The following is a 13,220-nucleotide window of genomic DNA, read 5'->3' on the forward strand; positions in this document are numbered from 1 at the left end:
CGACCTCTTAGTGCGCTTCTTCGGCTGCGACCGGCAACACCGAGGTGCAGCAGGGGCAGCGCTTGGCCTTGATGGCAATGGCGGAAAAGCATTCCGGGCATTCTTTGGTACTGGGCGCCGGTTTCGGTGCCGCCTCTTCTTTGCGCTTGAGGCGGTTGATGCTGCGCACCAGCATGAAGGTGGCAAAGGCAACGATAACAAAGCTCACCACGTTGTTGATAAAGACACCGTAGCTGATGGTCACCGCCCCTGCCGCGTTGGCATCGCTCAAGGTGGCATAAGGCCCGGCGGCCTTGGCGCCCTCTTTTAGCACCACAAAAAACTGCGAAAAATCCACGCCGCCCAGCAGCAACCCGATAGGAGGCATCAACACGTCAGAGACCAGGCTTTTGACAATAGTGGTAAAGGCGCCGCCGATGATAATGCCCACTGCCATGTCCACCACATTGCCTTTTACAGCAAATTCCTTGAATTCTTTCAGCATCTTAGTTCCTCGCTCCAGGCCGAATACCGGTTGGTGTCATGATAAACCTTTTAGCTGCCGCTGCCAGCCGCCCCTTGCCCTTGGGCGCCCCTTGTCCGACCATTAGCGTTATTTTCCACGGACCAGGACAGTGCCATGCGCTACCCCGTGCTTTTTATCGGCGGCTCCGACCCCAGTGGCGGCGCCGGCATTCAGGCCGACATTAAAAGCTGCCAGGCCCTTGGCGGCTATGCCATGGCGCTGCCGACGGCGCTGACGGTGCAAAACAGCCACGGCGTCAAAGCCTTGGAGTTGCTGCCACCAAGCTTGGTGGCGGCCCAGGCCGAGGCGGTGCTGAGCGACATTCGCCCCCAAGCGGTCAAGATAGGTATGCTGGGGTCAGTCGCCATCGCCGAAGAACTGGCCCGGGTACTGGCCCGCCTGGAAGGCAACGTGCCCATCATCCTCGACCCGGTGCTCTCGGCCAGCAGCGGCATGAAGCTTGGCGCCCTTGAGGCCGTCGAGCGGCTATTGCCCCTTTGCACCCTGGTAACCCCCAACCTCCCGGAAGCGGCCAGCATCCTGGCGGCACCGGCCATGCCGGCGCCGAGGCTTATCCAGGCGCTGAAAAAAGCCCTGCCCTGCGCTTTTTTACTCAAAGGAGGCCATGGTGACGGCGCGGTGCTGACCGATTGGCTGTGGGACGGTAAACGCCTGACCAGCCTCAATGCCCGGCGCCAGCAGGGTAACCAGCTGCATGGCACCGGCTGCACCCTGGCGGCGGCCATCGCCACCGAGCTTGCCAAAGGAAAATCCCTGCACCTGGCCACCATCCTTGCCCATCAATACCTGCAAGGGGCCATTCGCCGCGCCGCCACGGCGCCCCTTGGCCAGGGGCACCACGGGCCGCTTTGGCATTAGCTGGGCTTTTGGGCCAGCACATGAATATAGCGGGCCAGGCTGCGGTAAGGTTCGCGGTTGGCGACCCATTCTTCCCACTGGATGCGGGTGGCAAGATCTGGGGCAATTTCCCCTTTTTGAAAGTAATCGGAAAAGCAGCGAATGCCGGTTTGGGCTTTGATAAGCCAGCCTTCCTGCGTCAGCCAGCCATAAACCTCTTCGGGCCAGAGCGGGCTGTGGGGGGTCAAACTGTTGTGGCCGCCGTAGCGACCCTTTTCCAGGTGCTTGAAATTGCCGCGAATAAGATGGTTAAAGTCGATGCTGTGACGGTTGTAGAACAGCAGGGAAAGGTGGCCGTCGGGCGCCACCCGCGCCATCACCTTGGCAAGCGATTGCTGCTGCTCGCCAAGCCATTCGAGCACCGCGTGAAACAGCACCAGCGGGTACTGGCCTTCAAGCTCTGAGAGGCTCGCCTGGCGGCAGGCAACGGCGACCCCGGCCTTTTCAAAACGCGCCTGGGCCTGGGCCAGCATCTCGGCCGAGGGCTCGGCCATCAGCACAGAGTGGCCAAGGCTTGCCAGCTTTAGGCTCATCTCGCCGGTGCCACCACCGATATCCACTACCTGCTGTGGCTTTGCCAATACCTCGGCCAAATCGCGCATGACCAGATGCTGGCGCAGCTCCCCCTTGTAGCTTTCATAAATACGGCGGCCAAATTTGGCCGCCAGTTGCCCATCAAAGATGCGATCGGACTTCATACAGGGTTAGGCACATCCACAAAACGCACCTCTAGGCCAAAGCGCTCGGCCAGGTGCTCGCCAAGGGCCTTGATGCCGTAACGCTCGGTGGCGTGATGGCCAGCGGCAAAGTAATGGATGCCGCGCTCAGCGGCAATATGGGTGGTGCGTTCGGACACCTCCCCTGAGACAAAGGCATCGACACCGGCGTCAGCGGCGAGGTCGATATAATCCTGGGCGCCGCCGGTGCACCAGGCCAGGGTCTCGATGCGCTCAGGTCCGCCGGGCAGGTGCAGGGGTTTACGGCCCAGCTTGGCTTCTAAAAAGGCGGCAAAATCCACGGCGCTCATGGGCACCGGCAGCCGGCCTTTAAACACCAGGGCCTTACCTAGCTCGTCGTCCAGGCCGCATTGCACATCCAGCTCCAGCAAACGGCCAAGTTGGGCATTGTTACCAAGGGCGATGTGGGCATCGAGGGGCAGATGGTAGCCGGCCAGGTTGATGTCGTGGGTCAACAGGCTTTTGATGCGCTTGGCCTTGATGCCGGTAATGGTCTGGGATTCGTTCTTCCAAAAATACCCGTGGTGCACCAGCAGCAGATCGGCTCCCCAGGAAATGGCCTCGTCAATCAGCCCCTGGCTGGCGGTGACGCCGGTCATCACTTTGGTGATTTCTTCGGTGCCCTCTACCTGCAGGCCGTTGGGGGCATAATCGCGAAAACTCCCGGCCTTGAGCTGGTCGTCCAGGTAGTCGAGCAGTTGCTTACGTTCCATGACTCCTCCTTGCATGGCGCCTAGGGTAAATGAGGCCAATGGCAGAGAAAAGCCATCAAATTAGACAGCTCTTGTTAAAAACAGTATAAAATTGTCGGGTTTTAGACGTTGAAACATAAAAAAGAAAGGAAACGGCCATGGCCACTTTGGATAAAGACCAGGTGTTGGCAGACTTCACTGCTGCCTATAACGCCAAACACGGTAAAGATCCCGAGATCGAGCAAAAAGGCAGCTGGTACGCCATCGATGGTGGTAAGAGCGTACGCCTGGCAGACATCGTCGACATGACGGCTGAGCTGGCCGGCACCGCGCCTGCCGCTGCCAAAGCCGCCCCTGCGGCCCCGAAAAAAGCCGCTGCCAAACCGGCAGCGAAAGCCAGCAAACCCAAGGCCAGCGCCGGTAATGGCGGCCTGCTTCCCAAAGCTTACTGGGAAGATCTGCTGGAACAGCGGGATCATCACTGTCGCCGCCCTCGCGGCTTCTGAAAAAACGCCGGCTTGCCGGCGTTTTTTTATGCCCAAATACAAACACTTGATCCACATCACCCCACCTTTCCCAAGAGGGCGCACAGTACCGGCATTGTTGTACAAGGAGAGTCCCGAATGCCCGCTACCGCTACCCTCCCCAAACGGCTGCCGCCGCTGGGCTTCTTTGCTGCGCTGCTGGTTTTAATTGTCGTATTGCTGCTGCCAGAGGCGACCGGGCTGCCGCTAGCCGGCCAGCGGCTGCTGGCCATTCTCGCCTTTGCGGTCGTGCTATGGCTGACCGAAGCGGTGAGCTACGAAGTGTCGGCGGTGCTGATTGTGGCGCTTATCGCCCTGCTGGTGGGGACAGCCCCCAATATGGCGGCGCCAGAGCATGCCTTGGGCACCTCCAAAGCGCTGTCCATGGCCATGGGCGGTTTTACCAGCTCAGGGCTGGTGCTGGTGGCCGCCGCGCTTTTTATCGCCGCCGCCATGACCATCACCGGCCTTGACCGGCGCATTGCCCTGCTGACCCTATCCCGCCTTGGTGTGGGTTATGGCCGCATTCTGATTGGCACCCTGGTGGTAACTGTTGTGCTAAGCCTGCTGGTGCCCAGCGCCACCGCCCGGGTAGCCTGCGTGGTACCCATCATGATGGGGATGATCGCCGCTTTTGGGGTCAGCAAAGACTCCCCCTTTGCCGCCGGGGTGATGATCATGGTGGCCCAGGCCACCAGCGTCTGGAACGTCGGCATTCAAACGGCAGCGGCCCAGAACCTGCTGACCACCGATTTTATCCACCAAGTAACAGGCCAAAGTATCAGCTGGAGCACCTGGCTGCTGGCCGGCGCGCCCTGGGCCATTTTGATGTCGGTGGCGCTTTATCTGGTGGTGCACCGCTTGATGCCGGCCAAATCGGTTGCCATTGCCGGCGGCAAAGACACCGTTAAAAAGGCGCTTCAAGAGCTTGGCCCCATGTCTCGCAACGAGAAAACCTTGCTGGGGGTTACCCTGGTTTTACTGCTGCTGTGGGCCACCGGCGGCAAGTTGCACCATTTTGATACCGCCACTGTCACCGCCACCGGCCTTGGGGTGTTGCTGCTGCCGGGGATCGGGGTGATGAGCTGGAAGGAAGTGCAAAGCCGCATCCCCTGGGGCACGCTTTTGGTGTTTGGGGTGGGCATATCCCTTGGCTCGGCGCTGTTGCAAACCCACGCCGGGCAATGGCTTGGCAATGTGGTGGTTCAGGGCATGGGCCTTGAGTCGTTGAGCCCATTCTGGCTGTTTGCGGTATTGAGCCTGTTTTTGATTGTGGTGCACCTGGGGTTTGCCAGCGCCACCGCGCTTACCTCCACCATGATGCCGATTTTGCTGTCGCTACTTACCGCCATCTCCAGCGAGCTTAACGTACCGGGCATGGCGCTGCTGATGGGCTTTGCCATCAGCTTTGGCTTTATCCTGCCCATCAATGCCCCGCAGAACATGGTGTGTATCGGTACCGACACCTTCACCAGCCGCCAGTTCATCAAGGTGGGGATCCCTGTGACCATCATCGGTTACCTGGTGATGTTGCTGCTAGCCGCCAGCTGGTGGCCGTTGCTGGGTTTGATGTAACACCTGCTTATTTAACAGGTAAGAAACAACAGGTTGCCTTTCCAGGGAGGCCTCAGAGACCTTTATGTTGTCATTTGTTGCCATATTGCAACAAATTAAAAACATAAAGAGAGAGGACTCCATGTATCGCAAAACGCTGCTGGCCAGCGCCGTGTTAACGGCCCTGGTCTCGCCCCTTCATGCTGCCGAGCAAGACCAGAGCATCGAGCGTATCCAGGTTACCGGTTCCCATATCAAACGCACCGACATGGAAGGCCCCTCCCCGGTGCTGTATATCGATGCCAGCCAAATCGCCAATTCCGGCGCCCGTGATTTAGGCGAGCTGCTGAAAAAGCTGCCGGTGAGCGGCGCCGGCTCCTTTACGCCCCAGGGTAACGATTCTGACTCCACCGCCAACGGCGCCGCCGGTATTTCCCTGCGGGGCCTGGGTGCCGACTCCACCCTGGTGCTGCTAAACGGCCGGCGTATTGCCGTTAACGCCTTTGCCCAGGGTATCGACACCGCCTTTGTGGACATCAACTCCATTCCGGTATCGGCCATTGCCCGGGTCGATATCCTCAAAGACGGCGCCTCGGCCATTTATGGCTCCGATGCCATCGCCGGGGTGGTGAACATCATCCTTAAGGAAGACTTTGAAGGCACCGAGATCAACGCCAGCGTCGGCGATACCAAAGACGGCGGCGGCGCCGAAAAATCCGCCTCGCTGCTGTGGGGCCATGGCGACGAAAAAGCCCACACCACCGTGATTTTGGATTACTTCAAGCGCGACGAGACCTTCTACAGCGACCGCGATTACTCCAAAAACGCCAACCAGACCAGCCGCGGCGGCTCCGACCTTCGCTCTTCTTCCGGCAACCCCGGCTCTTATATCCCCGCCACCATCGGCAGCGACGGCTCCATCACCCCCAAATCCGATATCTACAACTGGCAGGCCGACGCCAATTGCCCGGCTGACGACGACATCGGCACCTATTGCCTGTTCAACTATGCCCCCTGGATGACCATGAACCCCGCCACCGAGCGCATGGGGCTTATCCTCAACCACCGCCAGCAGCTTACCGACAGCATCAGCGGCTTTATGGAGGCCAACGTCCAGCATTCGCGCAGCGACGTGCACGGCGCCCCCAGCCCCTCCTTTGGCGAGTTCTACATCACCGCCGACAACCCGCTATTTACCTCGGGCGAGGCCATCAACCCCTTCCCCGGTGAAGACCTGACCATGCGCCGGCGCACCACCGAGGCCGGCGCCCGCCACAAGCAGATGGAATCGGACAACCAGCGCCTGGTATTTGGCCTTGACGGCCAGGTGGCCGAAATAGACTGGGAGCTGTCCTACACCTATTCGCGCTCTCGCAACCACGAATACGGCAAAACCGGCTTTGTGCAGTCGACCCGCCTGCAAGACGCCATCAACAGCGGCGAGTTCAACCCCTTCTCCACCACCCAAGACCAGGGGGTGATTGACGACATCAGTGTCCACACCACCCGCTCCGGCCGCTCGGTCACCCAGGCCTGGGACGGGCAGATCTCCGGCGCCGCCTTTGCCCTGCCCGGCGGCGATGCCCAGTACGCCCTGGGGGTGGAATACCGTAAGGAAGAAATTGAAGACAACCCCGACGAGCTGTTCCTTCGCGGCGAAGTGTTCGGCACCGAAGCCACCACCGCCTACGGCAGCCGTGACCAATACTCGGTGTACACCGAGTTCTCTCTGCCCCTTATCGAGAAACTCGAGGCGCAATTGGCGGTGCGTTACGAGCACTATTCCGACTTTGGCAACAACACCAGCCCCAAAATAGGCCTGCAATACCGCCCCACCGATTCGCTGATGCTACGGGGCTCCTGGGGTAAGGCGTTCAGGGCGCCATCCTTGGTGCAACTGGGCCTGGGCCCGACCCAGGAATCCCCCGGCCTTATCGACACAGCCCGCTGCGCCCTGACCGGCGCCGACGAGGATTGCCAGCCTCAGGAGCGTACTGTCGAGCTCTCCGGTAACCCGGACCTCAAGCCCGAGAAATCCGACTCCTATAACCTTGGCATCGTCTGGCAGCCGGTCGACGCCCTCGAATTGGTGCTCGATTACTGGAATTACGACCAAAAGGGGCTCATCAGCACCGATACCCAGTACCGCCTCAACCAATACAACGCCGGCATCGCCCAAAGCGCTTTTGATGTGATCCGCGAGCCGTCGTCAGGGGGCGTGCCGGGGAGGATCTTCCGGATCGTCGACCAATACCAGAACCTTGGTGGCCAGAAGACCGACGGTATTGATTTGGACAGCCGCTACCACCTCGACACCCAGTACGGGGCCTTTCAGTTTGGCTACCTGCTGACCTGGGTAAACAGCTTCAAGGAGATCAAGGCTGACGGCACCGAGCGGGACTTGGCTGGCAAGTGGCGCCATCCCAAGTGGCGCTGGAATGCCACCCTCGACTGGACCCTCAATGACTGGAGCGCCACTGCCCGGGTCAACTACATCAGCAAGTACGATGACGACATTGATGCCGGTGCCACCGGTACCGTGGACAGCTTCACCACCCTCGATACCAACCTCAGCTACCAGGGCTTTAAAAACCTCAAGCTGACCCTGGGGGCCAACAACCTCTTTGATGAAGAGCCGCCGTTCTCGGCTGCCGATTTCATGGGGTACGACACCGAAACCCACTCCTCCCAGGGACGTTTTGCCTATGTGAAGGCAAGCTACCGCTTCTAAGTAAAAAGCCGCCCTCGGGCGGCTTTTTTAATACTCAACCGTGGTCTTGATGTCCATGGGGTACAAGAACTCGCGATAGTCCGGCTCTTGCGGTTTGGCGACCTTGAACTTGGCGCTGTAGAGGTGTTTTCGAAACATCATGGCGGACCTGTCGTTATCCAGCTTGGACTTGAGCAGCTTGACCTTCACCACATCCCCTTGCCTATTCACCATCAGCAAAAACAGCAGCTCGGCGTCGGACTTAGCAAATTCCTTGCGGGCTTCAAACAAGGCCTCGTCCGAGGAGCGCCAATCCGGCAGTGCTTCGCCAGCACTGGCGCCAGCAGCGGCCATCAATACCAAGGCTATCAATGCATTATTCATGTCAGCATCCGTGCAAAAAATTTGCAAAATACTCACATTTTTAAGCAGCTATGACAACCTTATTGTCACCAGCGGCTATCGCGTTCGCAGGGGATGCCGTCGTGGTCACCATCCATCTTGGTGCCGGGGCAGTTGGCGAGATAAAACTCGGCTTCGGCCCGCGAAGTCATTTGGCTGCAATAGACCTTGCCCTCACAGCGAAAGGCCGGCTTTGGCACGGGTTTGGCGGGTAGTTTATCGGCAAGCACCGGCGGCAGACTGCTGGCGCTCACTTTCTTGTGTTGGTAGAGGTATTGCACCGTACCCAGCACGGCGATAGCGCCGATAACGATATGGCTAAACTTCATAGACTGACTTCCCTGCCGGTTAATGGTTCTCCCAAAGATAGTGCACCAGGGCGTCCAACTCCTTGTCTGTAAGCGTTTTTTCATCAAAAGCTGGCATCTGCTGCAACGGCCAGGTGCGCACGGCTTTGGGGTTACGCACTATGGCTTTGAACCCGCTTTGGGTCAGGTAGTGGCTGACCGCCATGGGCCGGCCTAAATCCGGCCCCACCTCACCTTCCCCGGCGCCGTCTAAGCGATGGCAGGCAAAGCAGTTGGCCAAAAACAGCTGCTGCCCGGCAAGGGCCTTGGCGTCGCCTCGCTTTGCCGCCAGTTGCGGCCAGCGCTCAAGGGGGCTTTGCACCAGGCTGATACTGGCAATGGCATAGGGCCATTGCTCGGGGCTGACCTTTTGGCCTGGCCAAATCAAATAAAAAGGCCCGGCGTTGCTGCTTTTACCGGGTAGTGCTGGCCAGGGTTTGTCCTCCACCGCCAGCCATGGCTCGCCCTTGGCGATAAGGCGGGTTGGGAGCTGCGCCACAAAGCCGTCGGTGGCGCGAAACGCCAAGGTGCCGTTAGTGGGCACCTTCATCAGCGCCTTTAACGGCAGCGCCCGGTAATCGGCGGGGCGATGGTAGGCCATGTCATCATCCACATGCACCGTTTTGGCTTGCGGGCTGGCCAGCAGCGCTGCGCTGTCAAAGGTCTTCCCCAAAATGGCTATCTCGGCCGCCGAGGCGGGCAATGCCGTCAGCAGCAGCGCGAAAAAGGCGGTTTTCATGGTTCTGTTCTCATAAAAAAAACGCCGCTAAGCGGCGTTTTTGTCAGGTAGGCTTACGGGCGCGGCGCCCTTGGGTCTGGGTGCTTTCCCGGGCGCGGTCGCGTTTAACGGCGCGGCGAATACGGGCGGCGCGCACATAGGGATTGTCCTTGGCGTCGGCGCGCTCATCGATGATGGAGCGGGTCTCTTCCTTCAGGCCCACCATGGCGCGCAGGTAGTTAACATCGACCTTCTGAAGCTCCTTCCAGCCACCTTGGGGCAGCTTGCGATCCAGCTCCATTTTGCCGTACTGGGTACGGATAAGGCGCGATACCTTCACGCCCTGGGACTCCCACAGCCGGCGCACTTCACGGTTGCGACCTTCGGCAAGGGTAACGGCAAACCACTGGTTGATGCCTTCACCGCCGGTACGCTTGATGGTATTGAAGCTGGCCGGGCCGTCTTCCAGTTGCACCCCTTTACGCAGGCTTTGCACCATGGCCTCCGGCACTTCGCCAAAGACCCGCACCTGGTATTCCCGCTCCACCTGGTGGCTCGGGTGCATCAGGCGGTTGGCCAGTTCCCCGTCGGTGGTAAAAAGCAGCAGGCCTGAGGTGTTGATATCCAGGCGCCCTACCGCCACCCAGCGGCCTTGCTTGAGGCGCGGCAGGCGGTCAAATACGGTCGGGCGGCCTTCGGGATCTTTACGGGAGCACAGCTCGCCTTCGGGCTTGTTGTACATCAGTACCCGGCAGATCACCTCTTCTTCGCTGGCAATCGCCACCTGGTGACCGTCGATACGCACGTCGGCGCTGCTGTCGATGCGGTCACCCAGGGTGGCGACCTTGCCGTTGACGCTGATGCGGCCGGCGGAGATCAGGGTTTCCAATTGGCGGCGGGAGCCGTGGCCGGCACGGGCCAGGACTTTTTGCAGTTTTTCACTCATGTGTTGCCTCTTCGAGCCTCTCGGCTGGGTTGGTGATTTCCATCAGCTCGGGCAATTCGCTCAAGCCTTTTAAATTCATGTCGTCCAGAAACTGGCGGGTGGTGCCATACAGCGACGGCCGCCCCGGTACTTCTTTGGTGCCCACCACTTTTATCCAGCCGCGCTCTTCAAGGGTGCGGATGATCTGGGTACTGACCGCCACCCCGCGCACTTCTTCGATTTCGCCGCGGGTAACCGGCTGGCGATAGGCGATAAGGGCTAGGGTCTCCAGGGTGGCCCGGGAGTATTTGGGGGCCTTTTCCACCCACAGCCTTGAGAGCAGCGGGCTTAGGGCATCGTCAGCTTGAAAACGCCAGCCGCTGGCCACTTCCACCAGGTGGATGCCGCGGGGCCGGTAGTCCAGCTCCAGCCCTTTAAGCGCCTTGACCAGTTTGGGACGCGAGATTGTAAAGCCTTGGAAAACGCTGTCCAGCAAATCCTGCGGCGTCATAGGCCGGCCAGCCACCAGCAGGGCCGCTTCCAGCACCTGTTTGAGCTGCTCGTCACTGATCTTCGCCATGGCGGATCTCCACACGAATGGGGCTAAGGGGCTCGGGCTGGATAATGCGTATTGCCGCCAGCTTCTGTAATTCAAGGATAGCCACGAAGGTGACCACCACCCCGGCGCGGCCCTCTTCGAGGGTAAAAAGCGCCACAAAAGGCAGGTGCCCGGCCTCGCTCAAGATCTCCAGCACCCGCGCCATGCGCTCGCGGGTAGAGAGCTTTTCTTTGCTGATCTGGTGCTTTTCAAACATGGCGGCACGCTTGAGCACCCCGGCAAGGGCGGTGACCAGCTCGTCGAGCTCGACATCAGGCAGCAGCCGGATGGGGGCGCAGCTGGGGCCGGTGTCGGCATCGGCGAGGAAGGTGTCTCGCTCTACCCTTGGCAGGGCATCGATGTCTTGGGCGGCCTGTTTGATGATTTCGTATTCTTGCAGGCGGCGAATCAGCTCGGCCCTTGGGTCGACCTCGATTTCGCCGTCTTCGCTGGTGCGCCTTGGCAGCAGCAGCCGCGATTTAATTTCGGCCAGGATGGCGGCCATCACCAGGTATTCGGCCGCCAGCTCCAACTTGAGCTCCTGCATCAGCTCCACGTACTCCATGTACTGGGCGGTGATGCGGGCGATAGGCATGTCGATGATATCGATTTTGTCGCGGCGGATAAGGTAGAGCAGCAAGTCCAGCGGGCCTTCAAAGGCCTCCAGGAACACTTCCAGGGCCTCTGGCGGAATGTACAAGTCTTCGGGCAGCTCGGTGAAGGGCTGCCCGTGCACAAAAGCCAGCGGCAGGGGTTGCTGGACAGGTTGGGTTGGCGCGTCCTGGGTCATTGAAAGGGGGTCACGTCTCCGGAGCCTACCCTGACAATCTCAACGGCCTCTTCGCTCATGTCAATGACGCTGGTGGGCTTTTCACCCAGTACGCCGCCATTGATGATGAGGTCCACCTGGTTCTCCAGGCCATAGCGGAACTCCTCCGGGTCGGCCTCGGTGAAATCGTTACCGGGCAGAATCAAAGAGGTGGACATCATCGGCTCGCCCAGAGCTTCGAGCAGCGCCAGGGCAATGGCGTTGTCCGGTACCCGAAGGCCGATGGTTTTACGCTTGGGGTTCAACAGCCGTTTGGGGACTTCCTTGGTGCCTTTCAAAATAAAGGTGTAAGGCCCCGGGGTGTTGTTGCGAATAAGGCGAAACGCCTGGTTATCCACCCGCGCGTAAAGGGACAACTCCGACAGGTCTTTACAGACCAGGGTGAAGTTGTGGTCGTCCTGCAATTTACGGATGCGGATGATGCGCTCCAGAGCGCCTTTGTCGCCCAGGTGGCAACCCAGGGCGTAGCCCGAGTCGGTGGGGTAAATAATGACCCCGCCACCGCGAATAATGGCTACCGCTTGGCTTATCAGCCGCGCCTGCGGGTTCTCTGGATGGACATAAAAAAATTGGCTCATACTGGCTCCCTTTCCCAGACTGCGCGGCAACCGGCCGGCAGGTAAAGGTTTCGCCCAAGCTCGGCATAGGGGCTTGGGTAATGAAAATCAGACCCTTGGGACCCGGCCAGCTGATGCTCGGCGGCCAAGTCGGCCAAAAAGCGCCGCTCGTTTTGCGGCTGCTGGCATTGGGCCACTTCCAAAGCGCCGCCGCCCATGGCGGCAAAGTCACAGATCAACTGGCGCAGCCACTTGCCGGTCAGGCTGTAGCGGCCGGGATGGGCCAGCACCGCCACTCCGCCGCTGGCGGTAATGGCGTCAATGGCTTCACTCATCTCGGGCCAGGGCGGCGGCACATAGCCGGGGTTACCGCGGGTCATGTACTTTTTAAAGACACCCTGCATGCTGGTGGCCTTACCCAGCTCCAACAGGTACTGGGCAAAGTGGGCGCGGGTCAAGGTGCCCGAGCCGGCGTAGCGGCGAGCACCCGCCAGGGCATCAGGGATACGGGCCTTTTCCAGGCGCCGGGCGATTTCCTCGCCGCGTGCCTCGCGGCGGTCGGCCTGGGCGTCAATCAGCGCCAGCAGCCCCGGATGCGAAGGGTCAACCCACAGCCCAACGATATGTATCTCTTTGTTTTTCCAGCAAGTCGAAAACTCAATGCCGTTGATAATGGTCAGTTCGGTGCCGCTGGCCGCCGCTTGGGCTTCGGCCAGGCCCGACACCGAGTCGTGATCGGTAATGGCAAGGTGGGTCACCCGCCGCTCAAGAGCGCGGGTAACCAGCTCTGTGGGGCTCAGGCGACCATCAGAAAAATGGGTGTGGCTATGGAGATCATGATGCATGGCGCCATTCTACCTGAAATAAGCCGTTGACAGCGGTAAAAAACGGCTTTAGTTTGAAGGCGACTTTTAAAGACGGCAGAGACAAAACTCATGCAAAACCAAGCAATCAACCTCATCTGGTGGTGGCACAACCCATAAGCGGGCTGTGTGCTTGGTCGTATCCGTCAAAGCATTCCTAAGGCCCGCAGCAAAGCGGGCCTTTTTCGTTTAAGAGCAGATAAAAATGAACACTTTCGCAAGCAACATGAAACTTTGGTGGTGGTGGCAATCCTGGCGTCAGGCGGGCTAGCTGCACCTTGTTGTTTGCAAACAAAGATTGCTAAAGCCCGCCCCGAAGCGGGCTTTTTTATTTTTTAAAT

16 protein-coding genes and 1 other annotated feature are annotated in these 13,220 nt (G+C 59.6%); of the genes, 5 read left to right on the forward strand and 11 right to left on the reverse strand.

The window, feature by feature from the left end:
* Positions 1-7: 7 nt before the first annotated feature.
* A complete protein-coding gene (gene mscL / locus AC22G1_RS11900) occupies positions 8-484 on the reverse strand; it encodes a large conductance mechanosensitive channel protein MscL (RefSeq protein ID WP_123421832.1) in 477 nt (158 codons plus the stop codon).
* A 135-nt stretch (positions 485-619) separates the two neighbouring features.
* Between mscL and thiD the strand changes: the two genes are divergently transcribed.
* Positions 620-1,384 carry a bifunctional hydroxymethylpyrimidine kinase/phosphomethylpyrimidine kinase gene (thiD, locus tag AC22G1_RS11905; protein WP_487313580.1) on the forward strand — a complete coding sequence of 255 codons (765 nt, stop codon included), beginning with the start codon at positions 620-622 and terminating at the stop codon, positions 1,382-1,384.
* Here thiD and AC22G1_RS11910 read toward each other — a convergent pair.
* Together AC22G1_RS11910 and AC22G1_RS11915 are read right to left on the reverse strand one after the other, a co-directional pair.
* Positions 1,381-2,121 carry a methyltransferase domain-containing protein gene (locus tag AC22G1_RS11910; protein WP_487313581.1) on the reverse strand — a complete coding sequence of 247 codons (741 nt, stop codon included), beginning with the start codon at positions 2,119-2,121 and terminating at the stop codon, positions 1,381-1,383. The two genes, thiD and AC22G1_RS11910, sit on opposite strands and share 4 nt — an antisense overlap.
* Positions 2,118-2,873: a Nif3-like dinuclear metal center hexameric protein gene (locus AC22G1_RS11915; RefSeq protein ID WP_050659461.1), complete on the reverse strand. Its 756-nt coding sequence runs from the start codon at positions 2,871-2,873 to the stop codon at positions 2,118-2,120. Before AC22G1_RS11915 ends, AC22G1_RS11910 begins: the two co-directional genes overlap by 4 nt.
* Before the next feature lie 137 nt (positions 2,874-3,010).
* Here AC22G1_RS11915 and AC22G1_RS11920 point away from each other — a divergent pair, with 137 nt between their 5' ends.
* The 3 genes from AC22G1_RS11920 (at position 3,011) to AC22G1_RS11930 (ending at position 7,661) form a co-directional block, all read left to right on the forward strand.
* Positions 3,011-3,358, forward strand: a complete 348-nt coding sequence (locus AC22G1_RS11920; protein WP_487313582.1) for a hypothetical protein — start codon at positions 3,011-3,013, stop codon at positions 3,356-3,358.
* Between the two features lie 117 nt (positions 3,359-3,475).
* Positions 3,476-4,951, forward strand: a complete 1,476-nt coding sequence (locus AC22G1_RS11925) for a DASS family sodium-coupled anion symporter (RefSeq protein WP_487313583.1) — start codon at positions 3,476-3,478, stop codon at positions 4,949-4,951.
* 121 nt (positions 4,952-5,072) lie between these two features.
* Positions 5,073-7,661 carry a TonB-dependent receptor gene (locus AC22G1_RS11930; protein ID WP_487313584.1) on the forward strand — a complete coding sequence of 863 codons (2,589 nt, stop codon included), beginning with the start codon at positions 5,073-5,075 and terminating at the stop codon, positions 7,659-7,661.
* Positions 7,662-7,688: 27 nt separating this feature from the next.
* Here AC22G1_RS11930 and AC22G1_RS11935 read toward each other — a convergent pair whose 3' ends face one another.
* The 8 genes from AC22G1_RS11935 to rnm form a co-directional block, all read right to left on the reverse strand.
* On the reverse strand, positions 7,689-8,024 hold the full coding sequence (locus tag AC22G1_RS11935; RefSeq protein WP_487313585.1) for a hypothetical protein: 336 nt from the start codon (positions 8,022-8,024) through the stop codon (positions 7,689-7,691).
* 65 nt (positions 8,025-8,089) lie between these two features.
* Positions 8,090-8,371 carry an excalibur calcium-binding domain-containing protein gene (locus AC22G1_RS11940; protein WP_050659456.1) on the reverse strand — a complete coding sequence of 94 codons (282 nt, stop codon included), beginning with the start codon at positions 8,369-8,371 and terminating at the stop codon, positions 8,090-8,092.
* Between the two features lie 19 nt (positions 8,372-8,390).
* Positions 8,391-9,128, reverse strand: a complete 738-nt coding sequence (locus tag AC22G1_RS11945; RefSeq protein ID WP_487313586.1) for a c-type cytochrome — start codon at positions 9,126-9,128, stop codon at positions 8,391-8,393.
* Positions 9,129-9,171: 43 nt separating this feature from the next.
* Positions 9,172-10,053, reverse strand: a complete 882-nt coding sequence (gene rluB, locus AC22G1_RS11950) for a 23S rRNA pseudouridine(2605) synthase RluB (protein ID WP_487313587.1) — start codon at positions 10,051-10,053, stop codon at positions 9,172-9,174.
* Positions 10,046-10,612, reverse strand: coding sequence for an SMC-Scp complex subunit ScpB (scpB, locus tag AC22G1_RS11955; protein WP_487313588.1), 567 nt, complete (start codon positions 10,610-10,612; stop codon positions 10,046-10,048). The genes rluB and scpB overlap by 8 nt, the downstream gene beginning before the upstream one ends.
* Complete coding sequence (locus AC22G1_RS11960; protein ID WP_050659452.1) at positions 10,596-11,420, reverse strand: segregation and condensation protein A; 825 nt, start codon at positions 11,418-11,420, stop codon at positions 10,596-10,598. Before AC22G1_RS11960 ends, scpB begins: the two co-directional genes overlap by 17 nt.
* The gene (locus tag AC22G1_RS11965) at positions 11,417-12,037 is read right to left on the reverse strand and encodes an L-threonylcarbamoyladenylate synthase (RefSeq protein WP_487313589.1); all 621 of its coding nucleotides are present in this window, start codon (positions 12,035-12,037) and stop codon (positions 11,417-11,419) included. The genes AC22G1_RS11960 and AC22G1_RS11965 overlap by 4 nt, the downstream gene beginning before the upstream one ends.
* On the reverse strand, positions 12,034-12,861 hold the full coding sequence (gene rnm, locus AC22G1_RS11970) for an RNase RNM (RefSeq protein WP_487313590.1): 828 nt from the start codon (positions 12,859-12,861) through the stop codon (positions 12,034-12,036). The genes AC22G1_RS11965 and rnm overlap by 4 nt, the downstream gene beginning before the upstream one ends.
* Positions 12,862-13,008: 147 nt before the next feature.
* On the opposite strand from rnm, the gene AC22G1_RS11975 reads away from it, so the two are divergent.
* Positions 13,009-13,218, forward strand: a complete 210-nt coding sequence (locus AC22G1_RS11975) for a hypothetical protein (protein WP_487313591.1) — start codon at positions 13,009-13,011, stop codon at positions 13,216-13,218.
* Positions 13,112-13,211: a sequence feature (Trp leader region), on the forward strand. Its footprint overlaps the gene before it by 100 nt.
* Positions 13,219-13,220: the final 2 nt, after the last annotated feature.

It is taken from the genome of Gallaecimonas zhanjiangensis, assembly GCF_057624825.1.

What these genes read in the sequence shown, in the direction of transcription:
- mscL (WP_123421832.1), bottom strand. Translation starts at nt 484, where the DNA reads ATGCTGAAAGAATTCAAGGAATTTGCTGTAAAAGGCAATGTGGTGGAC.
- thiD (WP_487313580.1), top strand. Translation starts at nt 620, where the DNA reads ATGCGCTACCCCGTGCTTTTTATCGGCGGCTCCGACCCCAGTGGCGGC.
- AC22G1_RS11910 (WP_487313581.1), bottom strand. Translation starts at nt 2,121, where the DNA reads ATGAAGTCCGATCGCATCTTTGATGGGCAACTGGCGGCCAAATTTGGC.
- AC22G1_RS11915 (WP_050659461.1), bottom strand. Translation starts at nt 2,873, where the DNA reads ATGGAACGTAAGCAACTGCTCGACTACCTGGACGACCAGCTCAAGGCC.
- AC22G1_RS11920 (WP_487313582.1), top strand. Translation starts at nt 3,011, where the DNA reads ATGGCCACTTTGGATAAAGACCAGGTGTTGGCAGACTTCACTGCTGCC.
- AC22G1_RS11925 (WP_487313583.1), top strand. Translation starts at nt 3,476, where the DNA reads ATGCCCGCTACCGCTACCCTCCCCAAACGGCTGCCGCCGCTGGGCTTC.
- AC22G1_RS11930 (WP_487313584.1), top strand. Translation starts at nt 5,073, where the DNA reads ATGTATCGCAAAACGCTGCTGGCCAGCGCCGTGTTAACGGCCCTGGTC.
- AC22G1_RS11935 (WP_487313585.1), bottom strand. Translation starts at nt 8,024, where the DNA reads ATGAATAATGCATTGATAGCCTTGGTATTGATGGCCGCTGCTGGCGCC.
- AC22G1_RS11940 (WP_050659456.1), bottom strand. Translation starts at nt 8,371, where the DNA reads ATGAAGTTTAGCCATATCGTTATCGGCGCTATCGCCGTGCTGGGTACG.
- AC22G1_RS11945 (WP_487313586.1), bottom strand. Translation starts at nt 9,128, where the DNA reads ATGAAAACCGCCTTTTTCGCGCTGCTGCTGACGGCATTGCCCGCCTCG.
- rluB (WP_487313587.1), bottom strand. Translation starts at nt 10,053, where the DNA reads ATGAGTGAAAAACTGCAAAAAGTCCTGGCCCGTGCCGGCCACGGCTCC.
- scpB (WP_487313588.1), bottom strand. Translation starts at nt 10,612, where the DNA reads ATGGCGAAGATCAGTGACGAGCAGCTCAAACAGGTGCTGGAAGCGGCC.
- AC22G1_RS11960 (WP_050659452.1), bottom strand. Translation starts at nt 11,420, where the DNA reads ATGACCCAGGACGCGCCAACCCAACCTGTCCAGCAACCCCTGCCGCTG.
- AC22G1_RS11965 (WP_487313589.1), bottom strand. Translation starts at nt 12,037, where the DNA reads ATGAGCCAATTTTTTTATGTCCATCCAGAGAACCCGCAGGCGCGGCTG.
- rnm (WP_487313590.1), bottom strand. Translation starts at nt 12,861, where the DNA reads ATGCATCATGATCTCCATAGCCACACCCATTTTTCTGATGGTCGCCTG.